29 protein-coding genes are annotated in these 22674 nt (G+C 70.2%); 19 read left to right on the top strand and 10 right to left on the bottom strand.

Features of this window, described 5'->3' with window-relative positions:
* Window positions 1-9: 9 nt before the first annotated feature.
* Genes LHJ74_RS14820 through LHJ74_RS14840 form a run of 5 tightly spaced genes read left to right on the top strand, consistent with a single transcriptional unit; the run spans window position 10 to window position 2801 of the window.
* Window positions 10-516 carry a hypothetical protein gene (locus LHJ74_RS14820; protein ID WP_260218483.1) on the top strand — a complete coding sequence of 169 codons (507 nt, stop codon included), beginning with the start codon at window positions 10-12 and terminating at the stop codon, window positions 514-516.
* 10 nt (window positions 517-526) lie between these two features.
* Window positions 527-1471: a peptidoglycan recognition protein family protein gene (locus LHJ74_RS14825; protein ID WP_260218484.1), complete on the top strand. Its 945-nt coding sequence runs from the start codon at window positions 527-529 to the stop codon at window positions 1469-1471.
* A 2-nt stretch (window positions 1472-1473) separates the two neighbouring features.
* Window positions 1474-1794, top strand: coding sequence for a hypothetical protein (locus LHJ74_RS14830; protein ID WP_260218485.1), 321 nt, complete (start codon window positions 1474-1476; stop codon window positions 1792-1794).
* Window positions 1795-1827: 33 nt separating this feature from the next.
* Window positions 1828-2076: a hypothetical protein gene (locus LHJ74_RS14835; RefSeq protein ID WP_260218486.1), complete on the top strand. Its 249-nt coding sequence runs from the start codon at window positions 1828-1830 to the stop codon at window positions 2074-2076.
* A complete protein-coding gene (locus tag LHJ74_RS14840) occupies window positions 2073-2801 on the top strand; it encodes a collagen-like domain-containing protein (RefSeq protein ID WP_260218487.1) in 729 nt (242 codons plus the stop codon). The genes LHJ74_RS14835 and LHJ74_RS14840 overlap by 4 nt, the downstream gene beginning before the upstream one ends.
* A 64-nt stretch (window positions 2802-2865) precedes the next feature.
* Here the strand turns inward: LHJ74_RS14840 and LHJ74_RS14845 are convergent, their stop codons facing one another.
* From LHJ74_RS14845 to LHJ74_RS14855, 3 genes are all read right to left on the bottom strand, one after another.
* The gene (locus LHJ74_RS14845) at window positions 2866-3084 is read right to left on the bottom strand and encodes a hypothetical protein (protein ID WP_260218488.1); all 219 of its coding nucleotides are present in this window, start codon (window positions 3082-3084) and stop codon (window positions 2866-2868) included.
* A 74-nt stretch (window positions 3085-3158) separates the two neighbouring features.
* Entirely contained in the window at window positions 3159-3341 is a 183-nt protein-coding gene (locus LHJ74_RS14850) for a hypothetical protein (RefSeq protein WP_260218489.1), read from the bottom strand.
* A 105-nt stretch (window positions 3342-3446) separates the two neighbouring features.
* Window positions 3447-3653 carry a hypothetical protein gene (locus LHJ74_RS14855; RefSeq protein WP_260218490.1) on the bottom strand — a complete coding sequence of 69 codons (207 nt, stop codon included), beginning with the start codon at window positions 3651-3653 and terminating at the stop codon, window positions 3447-3449.
* Between the two features lie 491 nt (window positions 3654-4144).
* Between LHJ74_RS14855 and LHJ74_RS14860 the strand changes: the two genes are divergently transcribed.
* The 8 genes from LHJ74_RS14860 to LHJ74_RS14890 all read left to right on the top strand — a co-directional run bounded on the left by LHJ74_RS14860 (window position 4145) and on the right by LHJ74_RS14890 (window position 7610).
* On the top strand, window positions 4145-5377 hold the full coding sequence (locus LHJ74_RS14860; RefSeq protein WP_260218491.1) for a helix-turn-helix domain-containing protein: 1233 nt from the start codon (window positions 4145-4147) through the stop codon (window positions 5375-5377).
* A gap of 137 nt (window positions 5378-5514) precedes the next feature.
* Window positions 5515-5898 (top strand): recombinase family protein, encoded by a 384-nt coding sequence (locus LHJ74_RS14865; protein WP_260218492.1) that lies wholly within the window; start codon window positions 5515-5517, stop codon window positions 5896-5898.
* On the top strand, window positions 5895-6239 hold the full coding sequence (locus tag LHJ74_RS14870; RefSeq protein WP_260218493.1) for a DUF6415 family natural product biosynthesis protein: 345 nt from the start codon (window positions 5895-5897) through the stop codon (window positions 6237-6239). Before LHJ74_RS14865 ends, LHJ74_RS14870 begins: the two co-directional genes overlap by 4 nt.
* Window positions 6236-6481, top strand: a complete 246-nt coding sequence (locus LHJ74_RS14875) for a hypothetical protein (RefSeq protein WP_260218494.1) — start codon at window positions 6236-6238, stop codon at window positions 6479-6481. Before LHJ74_RS14870 ends, LHJ74_RS14875 begins: the two co-directional genes overlap by 4 nt.
* Window positions 6468-6848, top strand: coding sequence for a hypothetical protein (locus LHJ74_RS14880; RefSeq protein WP_260218495.1), 381 nt, complete (start codon window positions 6468-6470; stop codon window positions 6846-6848). Before LHJ74_RS14875 ends, LHJ74_RS14880 begins: the two co-directional genes overlap by 14 nt.
* 99 nt (window positions 6849-6947) lie before the next feature.
* Window positions 6948-7145, top strand: a complete 198-nt coding sequence (locus LHJ74_RS34415) for a helix-turn-helix domain-containing protein (RefSeq protein ID WP_375546749.1) — start codon at window positions 6948-6950, stop codon at window positions 7143-7145.
* Window positions 7146-7232: 87 nt separating this feature from the next.
* Window positions 7233-7436: a hypothetical protein gene (locus LHJ74_RS14885; RefSeq protein WP_260218496.1), complete on the top strand. Its 204-nt coding sequence runs from the start codon at window positions 7233-7235 to the stop codon at window positions 7434-7436.
* 51 nt (window positions 7437-7487) lie between these two features.
* Window positions 7488-7610 (top strand): hypothetical protein, encoded by a 123-nt coding sequence (locus LHJ74_RS14890; RefSeq protein WP_260218497.1) that lies wholly within the window; start codon window positions 7488-7490, stop codon window positions 7608-7610.
* 1 nt (window position 7611) lies between these two features.
* On the opposite strand, the gene LHJ74_RS14895 is transcribed toward LHJ74_RS14890, so the two are convergent.
* Entirely contained in the window at window positions 7612-7869 is a 258-nt protein-coding gene (locus LHJ74_RS14895; RefSeq protein ID WP_260218498.1) for a helix-turn-helix domain-containing protein, read from the bottom strand.
* 616 nt (window positions 7870-8485) lie between these two features.
* Entirely contained in the window at window positions 8486-9565 is a 1080-nt protein-coding gene (locus LHJ74_RS14900) for a LacI family DNA-binding transcriptional regulator (protein ID WP_260218499.1), read from the bottom strand.
* A gap of 407 nt (window positions 9566-9972) precedes the next feature.
* Between LHJ74_RS14900 and LHJ74_RS14905 the strand changes: the two genes are divergently transcribed.
* The gene (locus LHJ74_RS14905; protein WP_260218500.1) at window positions 9973-11343 is read left to right on the top strand and encodes a glycoside hydrolase family 5 protein; all 1371 of its coding nucleotides are present in this window, start codon (window positions 9973-9975) and stop codon (window positions 11341-11343) included.
* Between the two features lie 133 nt (window positions 11344-11476).
* Here LHJ74_RS14905 and LHJ74_RS14910 read toward each other — a convergent pair whose 3' ends face one another.
* Together LHJ74_RS14910 and LHJ74_RS14915 are read right to left on the bottom strand one after the other, a co-directional pair.
* The gene (locus tag LHJ74_RS14910) at window positions 11477-12145 is read right to left on the bottom strand and encodes a M23 family metallopeptidase (protein ID WP_260218501.1); all 669 of its coding nucleotides are present in this window, start codon (window positions 12143-12145) and stop codon (window positions 11477-11479) included.
* 100 nt (window positions 12146-12245) lie between these two features.
* Entirely contained in the window at window positions 12246-13277 is a 1032-nt protein-coding gene (locus tag LHJ74_RS14915) for a LacI family DNA-binding transcriptional regulator (protein ID WP_260218502.1), read from the bottom strand.
* Between the two features lie 191 nt (window positions 13278-13468).
* Here LHJ74_RS14915 and LHJ74_RS14920 point away from each other — a divergent pair, with 191 nt between their 5' ends.
* From LHJ74_RS14920 to LHJ74_RS14935, 4 genes are all read left to right on the top strand, one after another.
* Window positions 13469-14779, top strand: coding sequence for an ABC transporter substrate-binding protein (locus LHJ74_RS14920; protein ID WP_260218503.1), 1311 nt, complete (start codon window positions 13469-13471; stop codon window positions 14777-14779).
* A 16-nt stretch (window positions 14780-14795) separates the two neighbouring features.
* On the top strand, window positions 14796-15827 hold the full coding sequence (locus tag LHJ74_RS14925; RefSeq protein WP_260218504.1) for a carbohydrate ABC transporter permease: 1032 nt from the start codon (window positions 14796-14798) through the stop codon (window positions 15825-15827).
* An 11-nt stretch (window positions 15828-15838) separates the two neighbouring features.
* Window positions 15839-16675 carry a carbohydrate ABC transporter permease gene (locus LHJ74_RS14930; protein ID WP_260218505.1) on the top strand — a complete coding sequence of 279 codons (837 nt, stop codon included), beginning with the start codon at window positions 15839-15841 and terminating at the stop codon, window positions 16673-16675.
* 106 nt (window positions 16676-16781) lie between these two features.
* Window positions 16782-18203 (top strand): GH1 family beta-glucosidase, encoded by a 1422-nt coding sequence (locus LHJ74_RS14935; RefSeq protein WP_260218506.1) that lies wholly within the window; start codon window positions 16782-16784, stop codon window positions 18201-18203.
* A 132-nt stretch (window positions 18204-18335) separates the two neighbouring features.
* Here LHJ74_RS14935 and LHJ74_RS14940 read toward each other — a convergent pair whose 3' ends face one another.
* Both LHJ74_RS14940 and LHJ74_RS14945 read right to left on the bottom strand, forming a co-directional pair.
* Window positions 18336-19286, bottom strand: a complete 951-nt coding sequence (locus LHJ74_RS14940; RefSeq protein WP_260218507.1) for a spermidine synthase — start codon at window positions 19284-19286, stop codon at window positions 18336-18338.
* A 403-nt stretch (window positions 19287-19689) separates the two neighbouring features.
* A complete protein-coding gene (locus tag LHJ74_RS14945) occupies window positions 19690-20139 on the bottom strand; it encodes a hypothetical protein (RefSeq protein ID WP_260218508.1) in 450 nt (149 codons plus the stop codon).
* Window positions 20140-20309: 170 nt separating this feature from the next.
* On the opposite strand from LHJ74_RS14945, the gene LHJ74_RS14950 reads away from it, so the two are divergent.
* Entirely contained in the window at window positions 20310-21977 is a 1668-nt protein-coding gene (locus tag LHJ74_RS14950; protein ID WP_260218509.1) for an NsdA family TPR-like regulatory protein, read from the top strand.
* A gap of 42 nt (window positions 21978-22019) precedes the next feature.
* Here the strand turns inward: LHJ74_RS14950 and LHJ74_RS14955 are convergent, their stop codons facing one another.
* Window positions 22020-22616 carry a histidine phosphatase family protein gene (locus LHJ74_RS14955; RefSeq protein WP_260218510.1) on the bottom strand — a complete coding sequence of 199 codons (597 nt, stop codon included), beginning with the start codon at window positions 22614-22616 and terminating at the stop codon, window positions 22020-22022.
* Window positions 22617-22674: the final 58 nt, after the last annotated feature.

A 22674-nucleotide genomic window follows, 5' to 3' on the forward strand; every position in this document is an offset into this window, starting at 1 on the left:
GGGAGCACCGTGGCCGCAGTTGACTGGAAAGCCGGGATGCGGATCACTGCTGATCGGATGCGGGCGTCCGTTCCGCAGGCGTGGACGACGTGGACACCGACGTGGGACACGGTCACCGGCTCCGCCCTGCCGAGCTACGGCAACGCCGGGGTGACCGGCGAGTACGTGCAGTTCGGGCAGCTGTGCATGGGCCGCCTGGAGATCCAATTCGGTAGCACCACGTCCTTCGGCGTCGGCGCAACCGGCAGCGACAACTGGCAGTTCAGCACACCGATCACAGCAGCGGACACGACGTTGATCGCCGGGTGGGGCGAACTCCAAGACGACGGCGGCAACAACCGATGCGGCACCCGGATCAGGATGAACACGGTCGACACTTTCGGGCTGGAGATCAGCAGCGGCGGGGTAAACGGCGCGGCCATCACCAACATCGGCGTTGTCGACGCCTCGGCGCCGTGGACGTGGCAAAGCGGCGACTGGATCCGCTTCTTCTTCATGTACGAGACAGCGAGCTGAGGAGGTTCTGATGGCTACACCACTGTCCGCTGACCGGCTGCTGGCTGCCCTGCGTGCGGAGGGCGTGAAGGTGCGGGAGCACCCGGGTTGGCGGTCGCACGACCGGAACCACAAGGGCGCCTGGGGCGGGGTGAACGGGCTGGTCATCCACCACACGGCCGGGGTCGATTCGCTGGGCCTGTGCTGGGGCGGCACCGCGGCTCTGCCGGGGCCGCTGTGCCACACCCACCTCAGCAAGGCGGGCACGGCGACGATGCTATCGGCCGGCCGCGCGAACCATGCGGGGAGCTTCGCGCGCAACGCGCACGACGCGGTGGTGCGGGAGTCGTCCAAGCACCCGCGGCCCGACTCCTCCGAGCCGATCGACGGCAACAGGCACTACTACGGCATCGAGATCGAGAACCGTGGCGACGGCGAAGACCCGTACCCCAAGGGCCAGTACGAGCAGGCGGTGCGGTGGGCGGCGGCGATCTGCCGGGCCCACGGGTGGACCGCCGATTCGGTGATCGGCCACAAGGAAGGCACCCGCCGCAAGATCGACCCCAGTTTCAGCATGACCGAGTTCCGCAGCGACGTGAACGAGCGACTTCAGCACAGCCCCAGCTGGGGCGGAGACGACGAAGACCAGGAGGACGAGGACATGGCCATCACAGATGCCGACGTGAAGCGGATCGCGCGGGCGAGTGCCGACATGACGTGGAACTGGGACGGGGTCGAACCGCTGCACCCGACCAAGGCGAACCCCACGCGCCAGCCGGAGAACGTCCTGACCTCGATCTGGAAGCAGATCGACCGGACGGAGAAGAAGGTCACCGCAGGGAACGCGGCCGTTGCCGAGCTGGCGAAGGCGCTGGGCGCGCGTGACGAGCTGGTCGACGTCGACGCTCTCGTCGCCCGTATCGAGGCCGCCATCGAGCGGGTCACCGTGGAACTGAACGTCCCCGAAGGAGCCTGATCATGAACCCCAATCTCGATACCGCGTACTGGCTCGGTCTGCTGATCTCCGTGGGCCTGCCGGTGCTGGTCGGTCTGGTCACCACGCGGGTGACGCACGCGGGCGTGAAGGCCGTACTCCTGCTCGCGCTCAGCACCGCAAACGGCTTCCTTGTCGAACTCGCTGCGGCGGGCGAGGGGTACGCCGTCGGGTCCGCCGCCGTGCTGGCCGCCGTGTCCTTCGCGATCGGCGTCCTCACGCACTTCGGCCTGTACAAGCCGACCGGGGTCAGCGCGAAGGCGCAGGAGCTGGGGGCCGCGAAGACCGGCCCGCAGGCTGCCTGATCCGCTTGACTGGCGCGCCCTGGGAGGTCGCTGATGGACCTGGCCACTCTGGGCGCGCTGCTCGTCGGCGTCGGCGCGGTCTTCGGCGGCCTGGTCACCTACCTGGGCAAGCGCGGAGAGAACGCCGTCACCGGCTACACGAACCTGACGCAGGACTTGCAGGAGGAGCGGGCCGAACTACGCGTGCAGCTGGCGGAGGCGCACTCGCTGCGGGCCGCTGACCAGGCGGAGATCACCCGGCTTCGCGGCATCATCACCCGACTCGGAGGGGATCCATCGTGACGCGGACTGAGCGCGTGCTGGCGCGGCGCTGGCGGCCGGTGCTGCTGGCCTGTGTCTTGGTGGCGCTGGCCGGGGCGGTGGTGATGGTGTGGGCGAGGGTGGACCGAGCGGATGGGCGGGCGGATGATCTGCGCACGGAGGCCGATCGGCGCGGCACTGCCGTCTCCACGCTGGCGGGGGATGTGCGGACGCTGCGGGCGCAGCTGGCGGCGGAGGGTGAGACACCGGACGCACCGGACCCGTCCGAGGCGGTGGATGACCTGCCTGACCGGGCCGAGGTGCCGGTGCCGATTCCTGGCCCGTCGGGGGCGGATGGGAAGCCCGGTCGTCGCGGCCCGGCGGGTGAGCAGGGTTCCGACGGAGGCGAGGGCCAGGACGGCAGCGACGGGGAGTCGGGCCCGGCCGGAGACCCCGGCACGGACGGCGAGGCAGGGCAGGACGGCGCCGACGGGCCGCAGGGTGAGACCGGTCCTGCTGGACCACCAGGCCCCGCTGGGCCGGGAGGCGAGCGGGGTCCGGCGGGTGAGCAGGGTCCTGCGGGTGAGCGCGGCCCCGCCGGGGAAACCGGGCCCGCTGGTCCCACCTGCCCGGACGGCTACAGCCTCCAGGCCCCGGCTGATGATCCGGATGCGCTGGTGTGCCGGAGGGACGGAGCACCCGACCCCGACCAGCCCGGCAACTCCGGGCCGAAAGCGCTCGCCGTCGACCGCCGCCAGTACCCGTGACGACCACGCCCCCGCTGCTCTGCCCTCACGGGCGGGCAGCGGGGGCGCTTCGTCGTGTCCGGGGTCAGGTGGTGCGGTCGGTGCGGGCGCCGGGGCCGGGTCGGGCTGCATGGGCTGCGCGTACGGCGGCGGCGGGGTAGTAGGCGCGGGCGCGTCCGTCGGTGCCTACGCGGTGTGTTCCGCGTACGCCCCAGCGGGAGAGTTGCCCGCGTGCGGATGAGGGCTTGATGCCGAGGTACTCGGCTGCCTCGGCGATGCTCCACAGCTCGGTATCGTCGGGCATGGTGCGGGCTCCTTCCGTACTGGCGCGGCCCGCCACCGGGGACCATCCGGGGCGGGCCGCTCGTCGTGCCTCGGTCAGGCGTCCGTGGCGTGCTTCCCGACGGTCGCCCAGAACTCGTCGTGGTCGAGGGTGTCGATGTCGACGGCGCCGTGCTGGTCGATGATCTCGGCGACGATGGCGTCCACGTCGTAGGTGCCCTCGGAGGCGTCGGTGGCGGTGGCGACCTGGTGGCGGACGTCGCTGCGGGTGATGGTCATTGGAGGCTCCTTCTCCTTGCCTTGGGCGGTTGCCCTTGGCTATGACCTCATTCTTGCAGCACGTGATGCAAGGTGTCAAGTGGTGAACCCGCATCACCAGCGCCGTCACAGCCACACGTCTGGTCCGCCGCCGAGCCACTCGATCAGGTGAGTGTCGTCCAGGTCGACGTCACCGGGGTCGAGGCCGATCCTGCGCAAGAACTCCAGCAGATCGCGCTCACTGTGGGCGATGCCGATGGCTTCCCCGTCTGCGCGTACTCGCCTGCCGCCGGTGGGGGACGGCGGGTAGACGACGATCCGGGCGTGGGCCATGAGGCCAGAGTGCGGCCGGACCCCACCGCGCGCACGTCGGGTGTTACTGGCTGCCGTCTCGGGTGTGGCCGTTGGGGCAGATCCACAGCACGCCGTTGCCGTTGGGGACGGCTTGCATGGCCTGGCCGCATTCTCCGCAGTTCATCGGGGTCTCCTCAGCTGTGGATGACGTATCCGCATTCGCAGGACCATCGGACGAGGGGGCCGTCTGGGGTGCCGGTCATGGAGCGTCCGCACATGCGGGGGCATGCCATGTGGGGGGTGTGCCGGTCGGTCTGGCGCGGCTCTTGTTTGACGGTTGTCCAGTATGTGCGTCGGTCGGTCATGGGGCGCAGCGTAGCGGCGCCGCGCAGGCTGCGGGAGGGGCGCACGGGAGCACGAGCCCCCGACATGGCGATGGCCTCCACCCTTACCTGGTGGAGGCCAATCGCTACCGTGCGGCGTCGGCCGCGCGTACCGTTCTGAGTGTCTACGTCAGAACGGAGTTCATTATGCCGCAGTGGTCTGACTACAGCACCGGCGAGCGCATCAAGATCCTCCGAGGCAGGGAGATCAAGCAGACGCAACTCGCGGAGATGACCGGCCTCTCGGTCGTCACAATCCAGAAAGCGGAGCAGGACAAGACCCTCTCCCTCCCCACCCTCCTGGCCATCGCCGACTCTCTGGGTGTCGACACTTCCGTCATCCTCGGGCAGCAGGCACCTCGGCGTTCCCTCTGCAGGGAAGACCGGGCGATGCTCCGCACCCTCTCTCACGCCGTTCACGACACGGCCGCAGGCGCCCTGCCCGACACCGAGGAGGAGCCCACGCTGGCCCAGCTGCGCACCATGACGGAGCGCTGCTGGTCCACGTACTGGCAGGGCCGGTATTCCGAGGCGGGCGCGCTTGCGTCCCCCTTACTGAAGGAGGCCGCCGCTCACCTCCACGCCCAGCCCGCCGGTGAGCAGGCCGCCGCGTGGGGCGCGCTGGCGGACGCGTACCGGGTCAGTGCCTACGTCTCCAACCTGCTGGGCGTGCGCGACCTGGCGTACGCCGCGATCGGCCACGCCCAGCACGCTGCGCAGATGGCAGGGGACGGGATCCGCGAGGCGCTGGTGACCTCGGGCCGCTCCTGGGTGTACCTGCGGGACGCAAGGCTCGCCGAGGCGCTGAAGCTCGCGGAGAAGTCGGCGATCGACATCGAGCCGAAGTTCTCGCGGGCGACTTCCGACGAGCTCACGGCGTACGGCTCGCACGTCAACTTCGCAGCGGTCGTGGCGAGCCGCATGGGAGACAAGGAGCGTGCGGCGGACTTCCTGTCGCAGTCGCATGCGACGGGCGCCCGCATGGGCAGCGAACACCGGGCCCACGGGACGCTGTTCGGGCCGGTGACCGCGACCACGCAGGCTGTGGGCGTCAACGTGTCGTTGGGGCAGTCCGGGAAGGCGCTGGCGCTGGCGGAGTCGATCCGGGATGTGTCGGGCCTGACGGATGCGGCACGCAACCGGTACGCCCTGGACAAGAGCATGGCGCAGGCTGACGCGCGGATGTGGGATGCCAGCCTGGACACGTTGGAGGAGGCGCTGGTCCGGTCCCCGGAGTGGGCGCGGCATCAGGCACTGCCGGGGGTTATCGCGGACAAGGTAGGGCGAGCGAGCACCGCACGACTGCGGCGCGTCTCGAAGTTGATCGGCGGGCACACCGGCACCGGTTTCGCGCAGGCGACAGCGAAGACAGCGCTGTGACTGGTATGCAGCGGACGACTCTGTGTAGTTGAGCCGCTAACGGTCCTCCGAGGCGGACGACTCCCAGCCTTGCGAATGGCGGGAGTCGTCCGCCTCGCTTCTTCACAGCCACGCTCAGTAGCGGGACCGTTACCCACATGCAGAGGACAGAGGGACAGACCCGGCGACGACGACACCTCGCCGAAGCAAGCCTCGCCCGCACCAGCGTGGCCCTGTACGTGGCCACCCACCCCCGCGACAGTGCAGCCGAAGACCTCGCCGAGCTACGCCGCTACGCGCACGCACGGGACTGGGACGTCACCGAAGAGGTCACCGACGACGGCCCCGCTGGCGCATCCCTGGAGTCCCGCTCCGAGTGGCCCCGGATCCGGCTCCTGATCGAGTCAGGGCACGTACGCGGTCTCGTCGTCCCCAGCCTGTGCGTGGTCGGTCGAAGGCGGCTGCTCGACTGGCTGGCGGATCGGAACGCGTTCGCCGTGTCCGTCGCCGAGTGCACCCACGACGGAGAGTGCACTCCGTGACCGCCGCACCGTCCACCGGCACCCCGGTGGACGTCGAGGCGGTGCGGACCGCGATCGAGCGTGCCCAGGAGACGCTGGCGCTCCCCGGCCGCCCCGACCTGGCTCCGCTCGAGGCCGAGTTGCGCGCCCACGCGGAGGCGCTGCTTCCCGCTGCCGAGGCCGCGGGCGCCGAACTGTGGCACGACTCGCTGGAGTGGTGGCAGTTCCAGTCCCGCGTCAGCCTCCTCCGCGGCGTCCTCGCCAAACCCCGCGCCGTCGACCCGCTGACCGCCCACATTCAGGTCAGCCACCTCGCCGCCGACTGCACCGCACTGCTCGACCACATCGGGGCCAAGCAGTGAGCCCCCGCCCCCGCGCGGCGGACATCCTCAAGCCCGCAGGCCCCTGCTGCCACTGCAAGCAGCACGCGGACGAACGCATCACCGTCACCTACGCCGAGCGCGGCTCCAGCCCGGCCCAAGCTCCACTCTGCTGCCTGCCGTGCGCCCGCAGCCTGCTGCTCCACGGTGCCGGCCACACGTGGCTCGCTGGCGATCTCGCCGCGATCGACACCGAGAGGACACCGCCCGATGGCTACCGCTGACCCGGGTCTCCTGCGATGCACCGCTGCGGACGAGGTACACCCGCCACCACAGATGGTGCCCCTGCTCGACTCGGCTGAGCCCGGCTGGGCACTCTGCGAACTGGCCGAGGACCACGACGACCGTCATGCGACGTTCATCTGCGATCTCAAGAGACCTGGGCCGGAGCTGACGATCTGGTGGATGTGGGGGCCGGGCGGCGGGGAGTTCGTCATGCGTCACCCGTGCCCGGGCACCACCACCGGAGACGAGTCCGGGGACGCGTGCACGCTGTTCCACGCCCATCCGAGCGGGCATTCGTGGCAGGTCACTGACCCCACCATGGAGGCGCTGCGGCAAGAGCTGGCAACCCGCGGCCCGATCCTCTGAGGCCGGTTCCGGCCGCCTGCTCCCCCGTAGCGGACGGCCGGAACCACCACCCGCTCCCCGGCGCACCCCGCCCGCAAGCACCTGTGAGAAAGGAAAATGATGTCGAAGATTGATCTCCCTCCCCTTCCCAAAGGGAAGTGGCTGCCCGCTGATCAGCGGGCAGATGTCGCGGCGCTAGTTGTTGCCGCCTACACCGAGGACAAGAAGGCCATCCGGCAGATAGCGGCAGAGTGCGGCAGATCCTATGGATTCGTCCACGGGATCCTGGCTGACGCAAACGTGAAGTTTCGGTCCTAGCGCCCCGCCCCGTGGTGCTGTCCGGCGGCGGCACCACGGCCACGACCACCCACGGACGCTGCCCACACCCAGAGACCGGAGGTACGCGTGAGCGACTACAGCGAATACCAGGACCGAGCCGACGGCACCACCGACGGCAAGCACTCGAAGAAGTCCGGGCAGCACCGCGCGCCCGGCCCCGGCGGAGACCAGGGAGCAGCCGGAGGCTCGTCCGGCTGCATGATCGCCGCCTTACCGCCCCTCACGGTCGGTATCGTGACGGCCGTCCTGATCCGAACCCGGAGGCGGTAGACGATGAAGGTCCGCGAAGTGCGCACGTGCCAGGACCCGGACTGCGCTGGCATGCCGCCGCATGGCGACGGCGAGGGCACCCGCTTCTTCGGTGTGCCCGCCTGGTGGATCTGCTTCGCGCTGGTGGTGGCCGGCGGGGTGGGACTGCTGGCGTACACCGCCGCCGTCCGCTGACTCACTCCGGCGCCTGGTCGTCGGGCAGCAGCTGCGCGGGCGGTACGCCCAGGGCCCGCGCGATGTGCAGCAGGCGGTCCAGCGGCGTGCTGGTGATGCCCAGCTCGATCCGCACCACCGTCGACCGGCTGGATCCGATCCGTTCGGCCAGCCCCTCCTGCGTCAGGTTCGCTTCCATGCGCGCGGCGGCGATCCGGCGTCCGATGTCAAGGCGCTGCTGGAGTAGCCAGGGCGGAGGAGGGTCGGACGAATGGTGCACCGTGACACGCTGGTCGGACCATGATCGAAAGTCAGTATCACCCCGTGCATCAGTTTTGGATCATGTCCTGACGGGTATGCCGGTGACCACCCGCCAACCCCGTATACGGCCCGCGCGGACCCTGCCCCCAGGCGGACCGCGCGGGGCCACGCTGAGCCCCGGCCTGATCAGCCGGGGCTCAGTCATGCGCGCTGCGGTAAGGGGCGAAGACATTCACCCTCTGGCGCACCTGGGCTGTGCGGCTGCTGCCTGTTCCCACGGGAACACAGGGGCCGAATTGGCGTCCGTGGGCGTCAATCTGCGTCAACTGGCGTCAACTAGATCGCCCCCATATGTCCGGGTTTCCAGCATCGTTGCAGGTCACAGTATGTTCAAGGAACGGTTTCAAGTCCCGTCATTCACCCTTGTTGATCAAGGCCCCTGCCTGGGGATTCGAGGCAGGGGCCTTTTTCGTGTCCCAGCTCACCGCGCTGCCCGCCAGCATGCTGGTGCGGCGGGCCAGTTCGGAGGCCGGTGAGGCGGGCGCAGCCCCGTCCTGCCGGCCGGACGACGGGCCAGGGCCGGACCGGGCGGGACCGGGCGGGACCGGGCGGGACCCTGCCTGGCGGGACCGGAGTCAGGCGCTGGCCCGTACCACCAGCTCCGTCGGCAGTACCAGCGGCGGAGAGGGCGCCGGTGCCCCCGCCCCGTCGCCTCCCGCCTGCCCGCCGGCGCCCCCGGGAGCGGCCTCCAGCCTGCCGACCAGCAGCCGCACCATCTCCCGCCCCATCTGCTCCATGTCCTGGCAGACCGAGGTGAGCGCGGGCTCAGCGTTGCGGGCGACCTCCGAGTCGTCGTATCCGATGACGGCGACGTCCTCGGGCACCCGGCGCCCCGAGGCCCGCAGGACGCGCAGGGCGCCGAGCGCCATCAGGTCGCTGGCGGCCAGCACCGCGTCGACATCCGGGTTGCGGGCCAGCAGTTCCTCCATCGCGCGCTCGCCGCTCTCCCGGCTGAAGTCGCCCTGTGCGACGAGGCCGGACGGCACCGCCCGGCTGCCGCGCAGCGCGGCGCGGTAGCCGGTGAGCCGGTCGACGCCGGGCACCATGTCCTGCGGCCCGGCGATCGTGGCGATCCTCCGCCTGCCCTGCCGGAGCAGGTACTCGGTGGCCGTACGGGCGCCGCCCACGTTGTCCGAGTCGACGTAGTCCACCCCGCGCAGCGGCGTCCACGGCCGCCCCGCCTGCACCACCGGGCGGCCCGAAGCCGCGAGGCGCTCGGGCAGCGGGTCGTCTCCGTGCAGCGAACTGAGCAGCACACCGTCGACGTGACCGTTGTGCACATAGCGCTCGACGCGGGAGCGCTCGCCCGCCGTCCAGGCCATCACCAGTACCAACTGCAGGCCGGTGGCGGCGAGTCCCTGGCTCGCACCGCGGAGCAGTCGGCCGAAGAACGGCTCGTGGAAGACCCGGGACTCGGTTTCGGCAACGATGAAGGCCACCGACTCCGCCCGCCGGGTGACCAGGCTGCGGGCCGCCGCGTTGGGTACGTATCCGAGGCGGTGCACCACCTCCTGGACGCTGGCCCGGGTCGCGTCACTGACGCGGTGCGAGCCGTTGACGACCCGTGAGGCCGTGCCACGGGACACGCCTGCCGCCGCGGCTACCTCTTCCAGCGTCGGCCGGGAACGCTCCGGCCGACCGTCGGACCTGCTCAAACCAGCCCCTCCCGGTTGTGGGGATCGTACTCGTCAAGGCCGGGCGGAAGCCTGGCCCGTAGGGGCACGTCCAGCGTGCCCGGCGCAGGAATCCCTCCCGGAACCGTTGACACACGGCACCGCCGGTGCAACGTTCCCTACGCGGACGGTGGAGCTGTCACCTGACATGCCCCTGTCGCAATGCGACCCTTCCGCGCGGCTCACCTCGCACGATCCACCCGTTTCACTGCCCTTCGCCGTTCCGGAGGAAGGACCACCGGACGGCTATGGGAGCGCTCACACTAGCGGAGGCCCTCCACAGAGAAGTCGCGCAGCCCTCTCACCGCCGTCGCGCTCGCCGTGTGAGCGCTCCCAAAAGATCGCCACCGACACCCCACGCCCCACAGCCGACAGAAAGGAACACCCGAGTGCGCACCTCCTTACGGACAAAGAGAGGGCACCGGAGAAGCCTGCTGGCCGGTCTCACCGCCGCCGCACTGGCAGGGGTCCTGCTGGCCCCGCTCACCGGCTCCTCGTCCTCCGCGGCCGAACCCGCCGCCCGCGCCGGGGAGACCCGCGCGGCCGAGGGCGACGACTGGCTGCACACCGAGGGCGGCAAAGTCGTCGACAAGGACGGCCGGGAGGTGTGGATGACGGGCACCAACTGGTTCGGCTTCAACACCACCGAACGCGTCTTCCACGGCCTGTGGTCCGCCAACATCGAGACCCTCACCGCGTCGATGGCCGAGCGGGGCATGAACATGCTCCGGGTGCCGATCAGCACGCAGTTGCTGCTGGAGTGGAAGAACGGCCAGGACGCGACCTCCAGTGCGGTCAACACCTACGCCAATCCCGAACTGGAGGGCAAGACCACCCTCGAGGTCTTCGACTACTGGCTGAAGCTGTGTGACGAGTACGGCATCAAGGTGATGCTGGACGTGCACAGCGCGGAGGCCGACAACGCCGGACACGTCTACCCGGTGTGGTGGAAGGACGGCATCACCTCGGAGGACTTCTACTCCGCCTGGGAGTGGGTGACCGACCGCTACAAGACCGACGACACCATCCTCGCGATGGACGTGAAGAACGAGCCGCACGGCCAGCACCAGCAGTCCCCGCGCGCCAAGTGGGACGGTTCGACGGATCAGGACAACTTCAAGCATGCCTGCGAGACCGCCGGAAAACGCATGCTGGCGATCAACCCGGAGTTGCTGATCCTCTGCGAGGGCATAGAGATCTACCCGGTCGACGGAGCGGACTGGCAGTCCGCCAACGGCGACGACTACCACTTCAACTGGTGGGGCGGAAACCTGCGCGGCGTCGCCGACCACCCGGTCGACCTGGGCGGACACCAGGACCAACTCGTCTACTCGCCGCACGACTACGGGCCGGCCGTCTCCCAGCAGCCCTGGTTCGAAGGGGAATGGGACAAGGCATCCCTCATCAGGGACGTCTGGCAGCCCAACTGGTTCTATCTGCAGGAGAACGGCACCTCACCGCTGCTGATCGGCGAGTGGGGCGGGCGGCTCGACGGCGGCGAGAACCAGAAGTGGATGGAGGCGATCCGCGACTTCATCGTCGAGGAGGAGATCCACCAGACCTTCTGGTGCCTGAACCCCAACTCCGGTGACACGGGGGGCCTGCTCAACCACGACTGGACGACCTGGGACGAGGAGAAGTACGCCTTCCTGAAGTCCGCGCTGTGGCAGGCCGACGGCAAGTTCGTCGGACTCGATCACGAGGTGCCGCTGGGCGGCGCCGGAACATCCACCGGCATCTCCGTCGGTGCCGACGGCTGAGCGCCACGGCTGAGCGTCACGGCTGTGCGCCACGGCTGAGACGGCAGCCGTACGCACGGCCAGAGCCGCCGGCCGACACTGGTCCCCGGTCCCGCACATCAGGGCCGGGGACCGGTCATGTCCGAAAGGCGCGTCAGCGGATGCGGATACCGTGCCGGGCCAGGTAGGGGACGGGGTCGACGTCCGATCCGTACGCGCGTTTCGCCCGGACCTCGAAGTGCAGATGAGGCCCGGTGGTGCGGCCGGTGTTGCCCGACCTCCCGAGCAGCGTGCCCGCTTTCACCCGGTCGCCCTTCCGCACATAGCGCTTCGAGAGATGGGCGAAGTAGGTGTACTTCCCGTCCTTCATGCGGATGATGATCATGTTTCCGTAATCACCGGAGTAGCGGGAGGAGACGACGGTGCCCGCTCCGACCGACCGCACGGGAGTGCCGACCGGGACGGCGAAGTCGATTCCGGTGTGGTGGCCCGCGCTCCAGTTCCCCGGGATTCCGTACGGTGCGGAGACCCGGGAGTTCGCCGCCGGCCGCGACCATGAATCCGGCGACCCCGCGGGCCATTCGCCGTAGACGCGGGCGCGCTGCGACTGCCAGGGGCCGCCGACCGCATAGGGTTCCGTGTCCGCGGGCTGACCATGGGGGTGGCCGTGCAGGTTGCCGTGCAGGTGTCCGTGCGGCTGCTCCGGTGTGGTGGCCGAAGCTGCCGCCGCGCCACAGGTGCCACCGGTGAACAGTGAGGTCACCACCGCCCCGCAGACCACGCGACGCAGTGCCGCTGCCGACCGTCGAGTCGCTGAGTTCATATCTGCGAGCAGATGACAGCGGCCGCTTCTCCGCACCCGGGAACCGTCCGTCGGAGTGACATCACGGTGAGTGATGCGAGCCGTGATGCTCCTGCCCGGCTCAGGTGGTCTCGCGCTGGATCAGCTCCGTCGGCAGCACCGCGTGGGGCCGGTCCGCCGCCCGCTGCCCGATCTCGTCCAGCAGCGCCCGCGCCATCGCGCGCCCCATCTCCTCGATGGGCTGGCGCACCGTCGTGAGCGGCGGGTCCATGTGCCGGGCGACCGAGGAGTCGTCGAAGCCGATGAGTGCCACCTCGCCCGGCACCGTACGGCCCGCCTCGCGCAGCGCCATCCGGGCACCCGCGGCCATCACGTCCGAGGCGCAGAAGACGGCGTCGACCTGGGGTGCACGGGTGAGCAGTTCGCGCATGGCGCGGCGCCCGCTGTCCTCCGTGAAGTCCCCATGGGCGATCAGCGATTCGTCGTCTTCCCGGCCCGCAGCCCGCAACGCCTCGCGGTAGCCGTCGAGTCGGCACTTCGCAGCGTACATGTCCAGCGGCCCCGTGATCGTCCCGATCGCACGCCGCCCGCGCCCGATCAGATGCTCCACGGCCAGTACGGCACCGCCCGCGTTGTCCGAGTCGACGTAGGCCAGCGGCTCCTCGGCGGAGCGGCGGCCGTTGAGCACCGCGGGCATCTCGATGCTCTCCAGCAGGTCGGGCAGCGGATCGTCGCCGTGCACGGAGACCAGCAGCACGCCGTCGACCCGGTGCGCCGAGACGAACTGCTCGAAGCGCTCGCGCTCGCGCTGATCGCGTACAAGAGTCAGCAGCAACTGCATGTCCGTGTCGGCGAGTTCCGCGCTCACGCCGCGCAGAATGCCGGAGAAGTAGGGCTCGGAGAAGAGGCGCGTCTGGGGCTCGGGCACGACGAGCGCGATCGCGTCCGTGGTGCCGACGGCGAGGGCACGCGCGGCACGGTTGGGCACGTAACCCAGCTCGGCGACGGCGGCCTCGACTGCGGCGCGCGTACGGTCACTCACGAGGGGTGAGCCGTTGATGACACGGGACACCGTACCGCGGCCGACCCCCGCCCGGACGGCGACCTGTTCCAGCGTGGGTCTGACCACGCGGCGCCCGCGTACCGCTCCCATACACACCTCACCTGCCCCCATGCCCGACGTCGGTTTCATTCAACTACATCTCGTTCGGGGCGAATCCGTGTCGCAGTCCTTGACACCCCGCCCATGGTCCGCAACTCTTCAACGCATCAACGTGTGGGAGCGCTCCCAAAGCGCACCATGCCACTCCATCCCTTCATGTCCCGTACGCACGGGAGGTCGCGATGCACCTCAGCAGAACCCGCTCATCCTCATTCCGCCTGGCCGCGCTGGGCATATCCGCCGCACTCAGCGCCGGGTTGCTCGCGGGCTGTTCCTCCGACAGCGACAGTTCGGGCGGTGACGGGGAGAAGGTCACCGTCTCCGTCGGCGTCTTCGGAGTCTTCGGCTACAAGCAGGCCGGTCTCTACGACGAATACGAGAAGCTCAACCCCCATGTGACCATCAAGGAGAGCTCCACCGAGCGGAACGAGGACTACTACCCCGCGCTGCTGAACCGCCTCTCCGCGAACAGCGGTGTACAGGACATCCAGGCCATCGAAGTCGCCAACATCAACGAACTGGCCACCATCCAGGCCGACAAGTTCGTCGACCTCGGCAAGGCGTCGGGAGTCGAGAAAGAGGACTACCTGCCGTGGAAGTGGAACCAGGCGACCGCCGAGGGCGGCAAGGTCATCGGCCTGGGCACCGATATCGGACCGATGGCGATCTGCTACCGCAAGGACCTCTTCAAGGAGGCCGGGCTGCCCACGGACCGGAAGGAGGTGAGCGAGCTGTGGGCCGGTGACTGGTCGAAGTATGTGGACGCGGGCGAGACGTACATGAAGAAGGCGCCCAAGGGCACCAACTACATGGACAGCGCCGCGGGCCTCTACAACGGAGCCATCAACAGTTACGCGAAGAAGAACTACGACAAGAACGGCGACGTGATCTTCAAGGAGAGCGCGTCCGTCAAGGAGTCCTGGGATCTGGCGATGCGGGCCGCAGAGGGCGGCATGACGTCCAAGCTCCTGCAGTTCGACACCGGCTGGAACCAGGCGTACGCCAACGGCGACTTCGCCACCGTCGCCTGTCCGCCCTGGATGCTCGGTCACATCAAGGAGAACGCGGGCGAGAAGAGCGCGGACCAGTGGGACGTCGCCGCTGCCCCGAAGCCCGGCAACTGGGGCGGGTCGTTCCTCTCCGTACCCGAAGCGGCGAAGAACAAGGACGAGGCCGTCAAGCTGGCCACCTGGCTGACCGCTCCGCAGCAGCAGGCGAAGCTCTTCCAGAAGCAGGCAAGCTTCCCCAGCTCCCAGACGGCCTTCGACCTGCCCGAAGTCAAGGACGCCACGCACGAGTACTTCGGCGACGCACCGATCGGAACGATCTTCTCCGACGCGGCCAAGGACATCCCGATCTCCATCCTGGGCCCGAAGGACCAGTTGATCAACGAGAAGATCGCCGAGGGCATCCGGCAGGTGGAGAACGGCTCATCACCGGACGACGGCTGGAACGCCGCGGTGAAGTCGATCGACAACGCACTCGATTCGTGACCGGGGCGGCCGCCGCATGACCACCGAACACCAAGACGCCGCGCCCCCCGCCTCCCCGGGGGGCGCGGCCCGGCCGCGACTTCGGGCCCGCAAGCCCGGACCCTCGCCCGCACCGGGGAAACTCTCCCCAGAGGAACGCAAGGCCGCCCGGCGCAGCCGGCGCTATCAGCGGGACACCCGCTGGAGCCCCTATCTCTTCCTCTCGCCGTTCTTTCTCTTCTTCGCCGCCTTCGGGCTCTTCCCGCTGCTCTACACGGGCTGGGCCTCGCTCCACCGGGTCTCGCTGCACGATCCGACCCACATGGAATGGGCCGGAATGCACAACTTCTCCCGCCTGTGGGAGGACGAGTTCTTCTGGCTGGCGCTGCGGAACACCTTCACCATCGGAGTGATGTCCACCGTTCCGCAGCTGCTGATGGCACTCGGACTGGCACATCTGCTCAATTACAAGCTGCGCGGATCGATGTTCTTCCGGATCGCCGTGCTCACGCCGTACGCAACCTCGGTGGCCGCCGCCACCCTGGTGTTCGCGATGCTCTACGGACGTGACTACGGGATGATCAACTGGGCACTCGGTTCCGTGGGAATCGACAATATCGACTGGCGGAACGGAACCTTCAGTTCCCAGTTCGCGGTGTCCACGATCGTGATCTGGCGCTGGACGGGCTACAACACGCTGATCTATCTGGCGGCGATGCAGGCGATTCCCAACGACCTGTACGAATCCTCCGCACTCGACGGTGCCACCCGCTGGCAGCAGTTCATCCATGTCACGATTCCCGCGCTGCGCCCGACGATCCTCTTCACCGTCATCGTCTCCACCATCGGGGCGACCCAGCTCTTCGGTGAACCCCTGCTCTTCGGCGGGACGCAGACCGGCGGCAACAGGCATCAGTTCCAGACCCTGGGGCTTTACCTCTACGAACAGGGCTGGTTCAACTTCCATCTCGGCCGGGCCTCCGCCATCGCCTGGACGATGTTCCTGATCCTGGTGGTGATCGGCCTGGTCAACTGGCTGATCAGCCGCCGGCTCCAGAAAAGTCAGTGAGGCGGTACGCCATGGCTCAACGCGCCGGAAAACATCTGCATGGCGGCCGGATCACCTACGCGATCCTGATCGTCTTCTCCCTCGGTTCGCTCTTCCCTCTCGTATGGACCGCGATCGCCGCCTCGCGCGACAACTCCCGACTCGCCGAGACCCCGCCGCCGTTCTGGTTCGGCGGCAATCTCTTCGACAACCTCAGCACCGCCTGGACCGACGCGAACATGGGCAAGGCGCTGCTGAACACGACGATCGTGTCGAGCTCGATCGCCCTCTCGACCGTGCTCTTCGCGACACTTGCCGGATTCGCCTTCGCCAAACTGCGCTTCCGGGCCAAGAACTTCCTGCTCGTCATCGTGATCGGCACGATGATGGTGCCGCCTCAGCTCAGCGTCGTCCCACTGTTCATGGCGATCGCCGAGCTGGAGTGGACCAACCAGCTGCAGGCGGTCATCCTGCCGATGATGGTGAGCGCCTTCGGTGTCTTCTTCATGCGGCAGTATCTTGTGAACGCCCTGCCGACGGAGCTGATCGAGGCCGCCCGGATGGACGGCGCGCACAGCCTGCGCATCGTCTGGCACATCGTCTTCCCCGTGGCACGCCCCGCGATGGCCGTACTGGGGATGCTGACGTTCGTGATGGCGTGGAACGAGTTCTTCTGGCCGATCATCGCGCTGACCCAGGAGAACCCCACGGTGCAGGTGGCGCTCACCGGACTCGGCCAGGGATACATCCCCGACCAATCGGTGATCATGGCCGGCGCGCTGCTGGGCACTCTGCCACTGCTGATCGCGTTCGCACTGTTCGGCAAGCAGATCGTCGGCGGCATCATGCAGGGGGCGGTCAAGGGCTGATCACTGCGCCTCCCGCGCGGCCCGTCCCCTCTGCCTTCTCCCGCCCCGGCCCTCGCCCCCTGCCACCCCCTCACTGTTCCTACTGTCGACAAATGGGAGCGCTTCCATGACCGACCCCTCCGTACGGTTCCCCACGAACTTCCTCTGGGGCACCTCCACCGCCGCCTACCAGGTGGAAGGCGCCGCCCGGGAGGACGGGCGCACTCCGTCCATCTGGGACACCTTCTCCCACACCCCGGGCAAGACCGCGGGCGGCGACACGGGCGACATCGCCTGCGACCACTACCACCGCTTCCGCGACGACGTCGCACTGATGTCCGAACTGGGCATGTCCGGCTACCGCTTCTCCGTCTCCTGGTCCCGCGTGCAGCCCACCGGACGCGGCCCCGCCGTCCAGCGCGGTCTGGACTTCTACCGCTCGCTCGTCGACGAGCTGCTGGCCAAGGGCATCACCCCGCTGTTGACGCTCTACCACTGGGACCTCCCGCAGGATCTGGAGGACGCGGGCGGCTGGCCCGAGCGGAACACCGCGTACCGGTTCGCCGACTACGCGCTCCTCGTCGCCGAAGCCCTCGGCGACCGGGTCCAGATGTGGACCACCCTCAACGAGCCCTGGTGCAGCGCCTTCCTGGGCTACGGCTCCGGCGTGCACGCCCCCGGCCGCACCGACCCGGCCGACGCCCTGCGCGCCGCGCACCACCTCAACCTCGCCCACGGGCTGAGCACACAGGTGCTCCGCGAGACCCTGCCCGCGAGCGCCAGGGTGACGGTGAGCCTCAACCCGGCAGCCGTACGCCCGCACTCCGACTCGGAGGCGGACAAGGACGCGGCCCGCCGCATCGACGCGCTGGCCACCCGGGTCTTCTCCGGGCCCATGCTGCACGGGGCATACGACGAGGACCTGCTCGCGGACACGGCACGGCTCACCGACTGGTCCTTCGTACGGGACGGGGACCTCGCCGCGATCCAGCAGCCGCTCGACGGGCTGTGCCTCAACTACTACACGCCCTCGGTCGTCTCGGCCGTCCTCGGCGACAAGGTGGTGGAGCGCCACGACGGGCACGGCGACAGCACCCACTCGCCCTGGCCGGCCGCCGACCGGGTCGCCTTCCACCAGCCGCCCGGCGAGCAGACCGAGATGGGCTGGAGCATCGACCCCAGCGGCCTGACCGACCTGCTGCTCCGCTTCTCGCGCGAGGCGCCCGGACTCCCCCTCTACGTCACCGAGAACGGTGCCGCGTACGACGACAAGATGGACTCCGATGGCCGGGTGCACGACCCGGAGCGGATCAGCTATCTGCGACGGCACTTCCACGCGATCCTGAAGGCCATTGACGAGGGCGCCGACGTGCGGGGCTACTTCCTGTGGTCGCTGCTGGACAACTTCGAGTGGGCGTACGGCTACGGCAAGCGGTTCGGCACGGTGTACGTCGACTTCGAGACGCAGCAGCGCACTCCCAAGTCCAGTGCCCGCTGGTACGCGGAACTGGCTCGCACGGGAGAGATCCCGGCACTGCCGGAGGGCTGAACGACGGCCGAACGGCACCGGCTCCCGCGCGGCCACCGCGCGGGAGCCCGCGTCTGCGCTCGCGGAAAGCGCTGCGACTGGGGCTACGGCTGGGCTGGGCTGCTGGGCTGGGCTGAGGCTGCCGCTGCCGCCCTAACCGAAAGCCGTCGCCGGGGGCGCTGGGGACGGTACGGCCGTCGCGTCGCTCACCGCGCGCGCCCCGCCCGTGAAGTCGGTGAGTGCTGGTCCGTGCTCCACCCGGCCCGGGTGCGCGTCCGCCGCCGTACGCCGGGTCAGCTCGGCGAGCGGCAGTTCGTGGTCGGCGGCGAGCAGTATCGCGTTGCCGAAGCGCCGCCCGCGCAGCACCGCCGGATCAGCGATCAGGCACGCCTGGCCGAAGACCGCCTGTGCGGTTGCCGTCTGCGCCCGCAGATGTGCGAGGGGCGGCGCGGCGCCCGAACCCTGCCCGGAGCCGGCGCCGGCGGATGACCCCGAGCCCGATCCGTCGGTGAGGTTGGCGGCGTAGCAGCCGTGCGGCCCGAGCGTGCGGCGGGCCTCGGTGAGGAACTCGCCGCTCGTCAGATGGGCCGGGGTGCGGGCTCCGTCGAAGACATCGCAGATGACCAGGTCCGCCCAGCCGTCGGGGATGCGTGCCAGCGCGGCCCGGGCGTCGCCGGTGCGCACCCGTATCCGCCAGCCGCCGTCCCAGGGAAGCTCGCGCCGCACCAGCCCCACCAGCGCGCCGTCCAGCTCCACCACCTGCTGGGTGGAGCGGGGCCGGGTGAAGGCGGTGTAGCGGGCGAGGGTGAGCGCGCCGCCGCCGAGGTGGAGCGCGCGTACGGGCCGTCCGGGCGGCGCTGCGAGGTCGATGACATGGCCGAGCCTGCGCTGGTAGGCGAAGTCGAGATAGGCGGGGTCGTCGAGGTCGACATGCGACTGCGGGGCGCCGTCCAGCAGCAGTGTCCAGCCGTGCGGCCGGTCCGGATCGGGCTCAAGCCGGGCCAGCCCGCCGTCGACCTGCTCGCTGAGCGGCTCCCGGCGCTGCCTGGTCCGCCGCGCACCTGGCGCCTCACCGCTCTGCCGGGTGCGTCTGTTCTTGGCCACGTGGCCATTATGAGCCGGATCCGTACGAGCCGGGCCTGGGGCCCGGCCCCGGCCCCGGCCCCGGCCCCGGCCCCGGCCCCGGGAATCTTCCGCCGCCACGGCGGGCAACCACACCGGACAGAGTCCGGCGGCGCAGACGACCACCGCACCGCGACATCCGTCCTCGTCCGCCGACCGGCCCCAGTGCTGTGGCCGGGGAGGTTTGCCGGGAAGCTCGCGGCGTCCGGTGCATGGGGTCTCCACGCCGCAGGCAGGGGACGCCTCGCAAGGCGGAGGATCGCCCTCGTAGTGGGCTACTCGGGCGACTCCGACAACGCAGCGAGGATGGGGGCTCCCCTGGCCCGCAGGGCCGAGGGGACGGATGCCGGGCGTCGCAGGCCCGAGAAGATCGCCCGGACAGGGCCTAGCGGGAGCGGTCGACGGCCTCGATCGTACGGGCGGCCTGGCCGAGGGCCGCCCGAAGCCGGGACGGCTCGGTGGCCCGCGTGTACGCGCCCTCCGGCGGCACCAGCCAGCCGACGCCGGATGTTGGCGTCCGGCTGCTTCCGCCGCCGCTCGCGTCGCCGCCGGCGTCGTCGCTCAGGTCCCCGCTTCCGTGCACGTTCCCGTACGTCGACGTGCAGGCGCTGCCGGGTACGTCCCAGCCCGCCGCCGTGCCGGGTGGCACCAGGAAGCCGAGCGTGTCGCAGGCCCCGTCGTGCAGCACGGGGCCGACTCCGGCACGCAGTCGCAGGATGTCCACGGCCTCCAGGCCCTGCCGGACCGGCACGGTCACCAGGTCGCAGGGCTCCCCGAGGCCGGGCGCGACGCCGGTACCCGCTCCGTACGCAGCAGCTACTCCGGTGTCCAGCAAGGGGACCACTCCTCCGCAGTCGATGTGCACAGTCCAACGCCTCAGCGCGTCAACCGCTACGGCGGCGGAACGCTGCAAAGGATGGCAGTTCATGGCAGATCGCGGGAGAGATCTCCCTTTTGTGGCCAAACCCTGCGTGGCAGTCCCGTCACAGCCGGTACGGTCCCGCCATGGCGTCGTCACCATCTACGTCACCGGGTCCACCCCAGGGGCCCAACTCGGCCTTCCGCCAGCTGCGTGGCCGCCTCTCACCGGGCGAGTTCGCGGCTGCCGTCCGCAGGTCGGCGCGGGAGATCGGCGAGCGGGTGTGCTGTGACGCCCGCTACGTCGGGCGGGTGGAGGCCGGAGAGATCCGGTGTCCGAACTACGCGTACGAGCGGGTGTTCCTGCACATGTTCCCGGGCTGCACGCTCGCGGACATGGGCTTCGCACCCCGGGAGTCAGTCCGCGGCCGTGCCGCGCGCGCCCAAGGGGCGTGCGGAGGTGAGCACGTGCCCCCGTCCGCACCGACGCGCCGTACTCAACCCGTCCCGGAGCACGGACGTCCCTCCTCCCCGGAAGAGCCCGACAGCCACACGCCCGGCCCCGTCCACCCCGAGCCCGAGATCCACGAGCAGTCCGCGATCGACGAGGAGAGCGACGTGCTACGTCGCGCGTTCATGACCGGCGGCCCGGTCGCCCTGGCAGCAGTCTCACTGAGCGGTGCCGCGCCCAAGCCCCTCGGGCGAACCGACGGCACGGCCGCCTCCGCCCGCCCCGAACGGGTCGGGGCGGCCGAGGTCGGGGCGGTGGAGCGGGCCGTACGGCACATCCGGCTGCTGGACGACCGGCAGGGCGCCGACGATCTCTATGCCCGCGCCTGCGATTCGCTGCGCGGCGCCTACGAGTTGCTCGACGTCGGTGCGCGCAGCCGCGCGGTCTCCGAGAGGCTGCACGCGGGCGTGGGTGAACTCGCCCTCTCTGTGGGCTGGCTGGCGCACGACTCGCGCCGCTTCGACGACGCGCGCTCGCACTACGCCGAAGCACTCGCCACCGCGCGGATCGCCGCCGATCCGGCGGTCGAGGCGCACGCCTTCTGCAACAGCGCCTTCCTGGCCCGGGACGCGGGGCGCCCCCGTGAGGCCGTATGGGCGGCGCAGGCCGGGGCACGCGCGGCCGGGCAGCTGGGCTCGGCCCGCCTGCTGTCGCTGCTCGCGCTGCGCGAGGCGGGCGGCTGGGCCGGTATGGGTGACCGTACGGGGTGCCTGGCGGCGCTCGGCCACGCCCGCACGCTGTACGCACGGGGCTCCTCCGACGCGGACCCGGGCTGGATGACCTTCTTCGGCGAGGCCGAACTGGAGGGGCTCGAGGCCCAGTGCTGGTCCGCGCTGGGGGTCTGGGACGCGGCGATCAGCCACGCGCGGCGGGCGGTCGCCCTCCAGGATCCCCATTTTCTGCGCAACAGGGCGCTGTTCACCGCTGAGTTGGCGGGCGATCTGGCCGCCCGGCGCCAGCCGGAGGAGGCTGCCGCCGCAGCGTCGGAGGCGCTGGAGCTGCTCGGCGACACGCCCGCGGGTGCGGCGGACCTGCCGCCGGGCGAAGGGTCCGCCCCCGGGGCCGCCTCCAGGACCGCCCCCGCCTCCAGGTCCGGGGCCGCCTCCAGGACCGGGGCCGCCTCCAGGACCTCTCCGGTGCGCTCCACCCGCATCCGTGCCATGATCGCGACGGCGGCCCGGCGGCTCGAGCCGTACCGGGGCGAGCCCGCGGTCGCGGCCTTCCTGCGCAAGCCGCGCCCGTCACCGGAGCACGGCACGGAACCGCCCCCGGTTCGTCCGCTCTTCCTCCCACCGCAACGCTGATCGGCTGCGGGGCCGCCCGGCCCGACGTCACTCGAAGGGCTCTCAGCCCAGATGGCCGGTGTCGTTCCAGCGTTCGATGGCGGGCGCGTCGTAGGCCCAGCCGAGGATGGACAGGGACACCGGATCCAGCCGGATGCGCGCGGCGAACGCCGGCTCGTAGCCGAGCCACCGGGCGCCGAGCATCCGCAGCACATGACCGTGCGCGAAGACGAGCACATCGCGGTCGGCCGAACGGGCCCACTCCACGACGCGGTCGGCCCGTGCCGCGAGCGCGCCGAGATGCTCGCCGTCCGCGACGCCGTCACGCCAGATGAACCAGTCCGCTCCGGCTTGCTCCCTGATCTCCTCGGTGGTGAGGCCCTCGTAGGCGCCGTAGTCCCACTCCATCAGCGCGTCCCAGTCTTCAGCCCGGTCGCCGAAGCCCGCCAGCCGGCAGGTCTCGCGTGCCCGCACCAGCGGGCTGCTGCGGACCTCGGCGTCCGGCAGTCCGTGCCACGGCGCGCCGCGCAGGCGCTCGCCGAGCAGCTTCGCCGACCGCCGCCCCTCCTCCAGCAGCGGGACATCGGTCCTGCCCGTGTGCCGTCCGGTCGCCGACCACTCCGTCTCGCCGTGCCGGACCAGCATGATGCGCGCTGCCATCGACTCTCTCCATCTCTCGCCTCGGGGTGCGGAACACCCCGTCAACCGCCCGGAATCG

Origin of the sequence: Streptomyces gossypii (assembly GCF_025165795.1) — a bacterium.
In the GTDB taxonomy this organism is placed as follows: domain Bacteria; phylum Actinomycetota; class Actinomycetes; order Streptomycetales; family Streptomycetaceae; genus Streptomyces; species Streptomyces gossypii.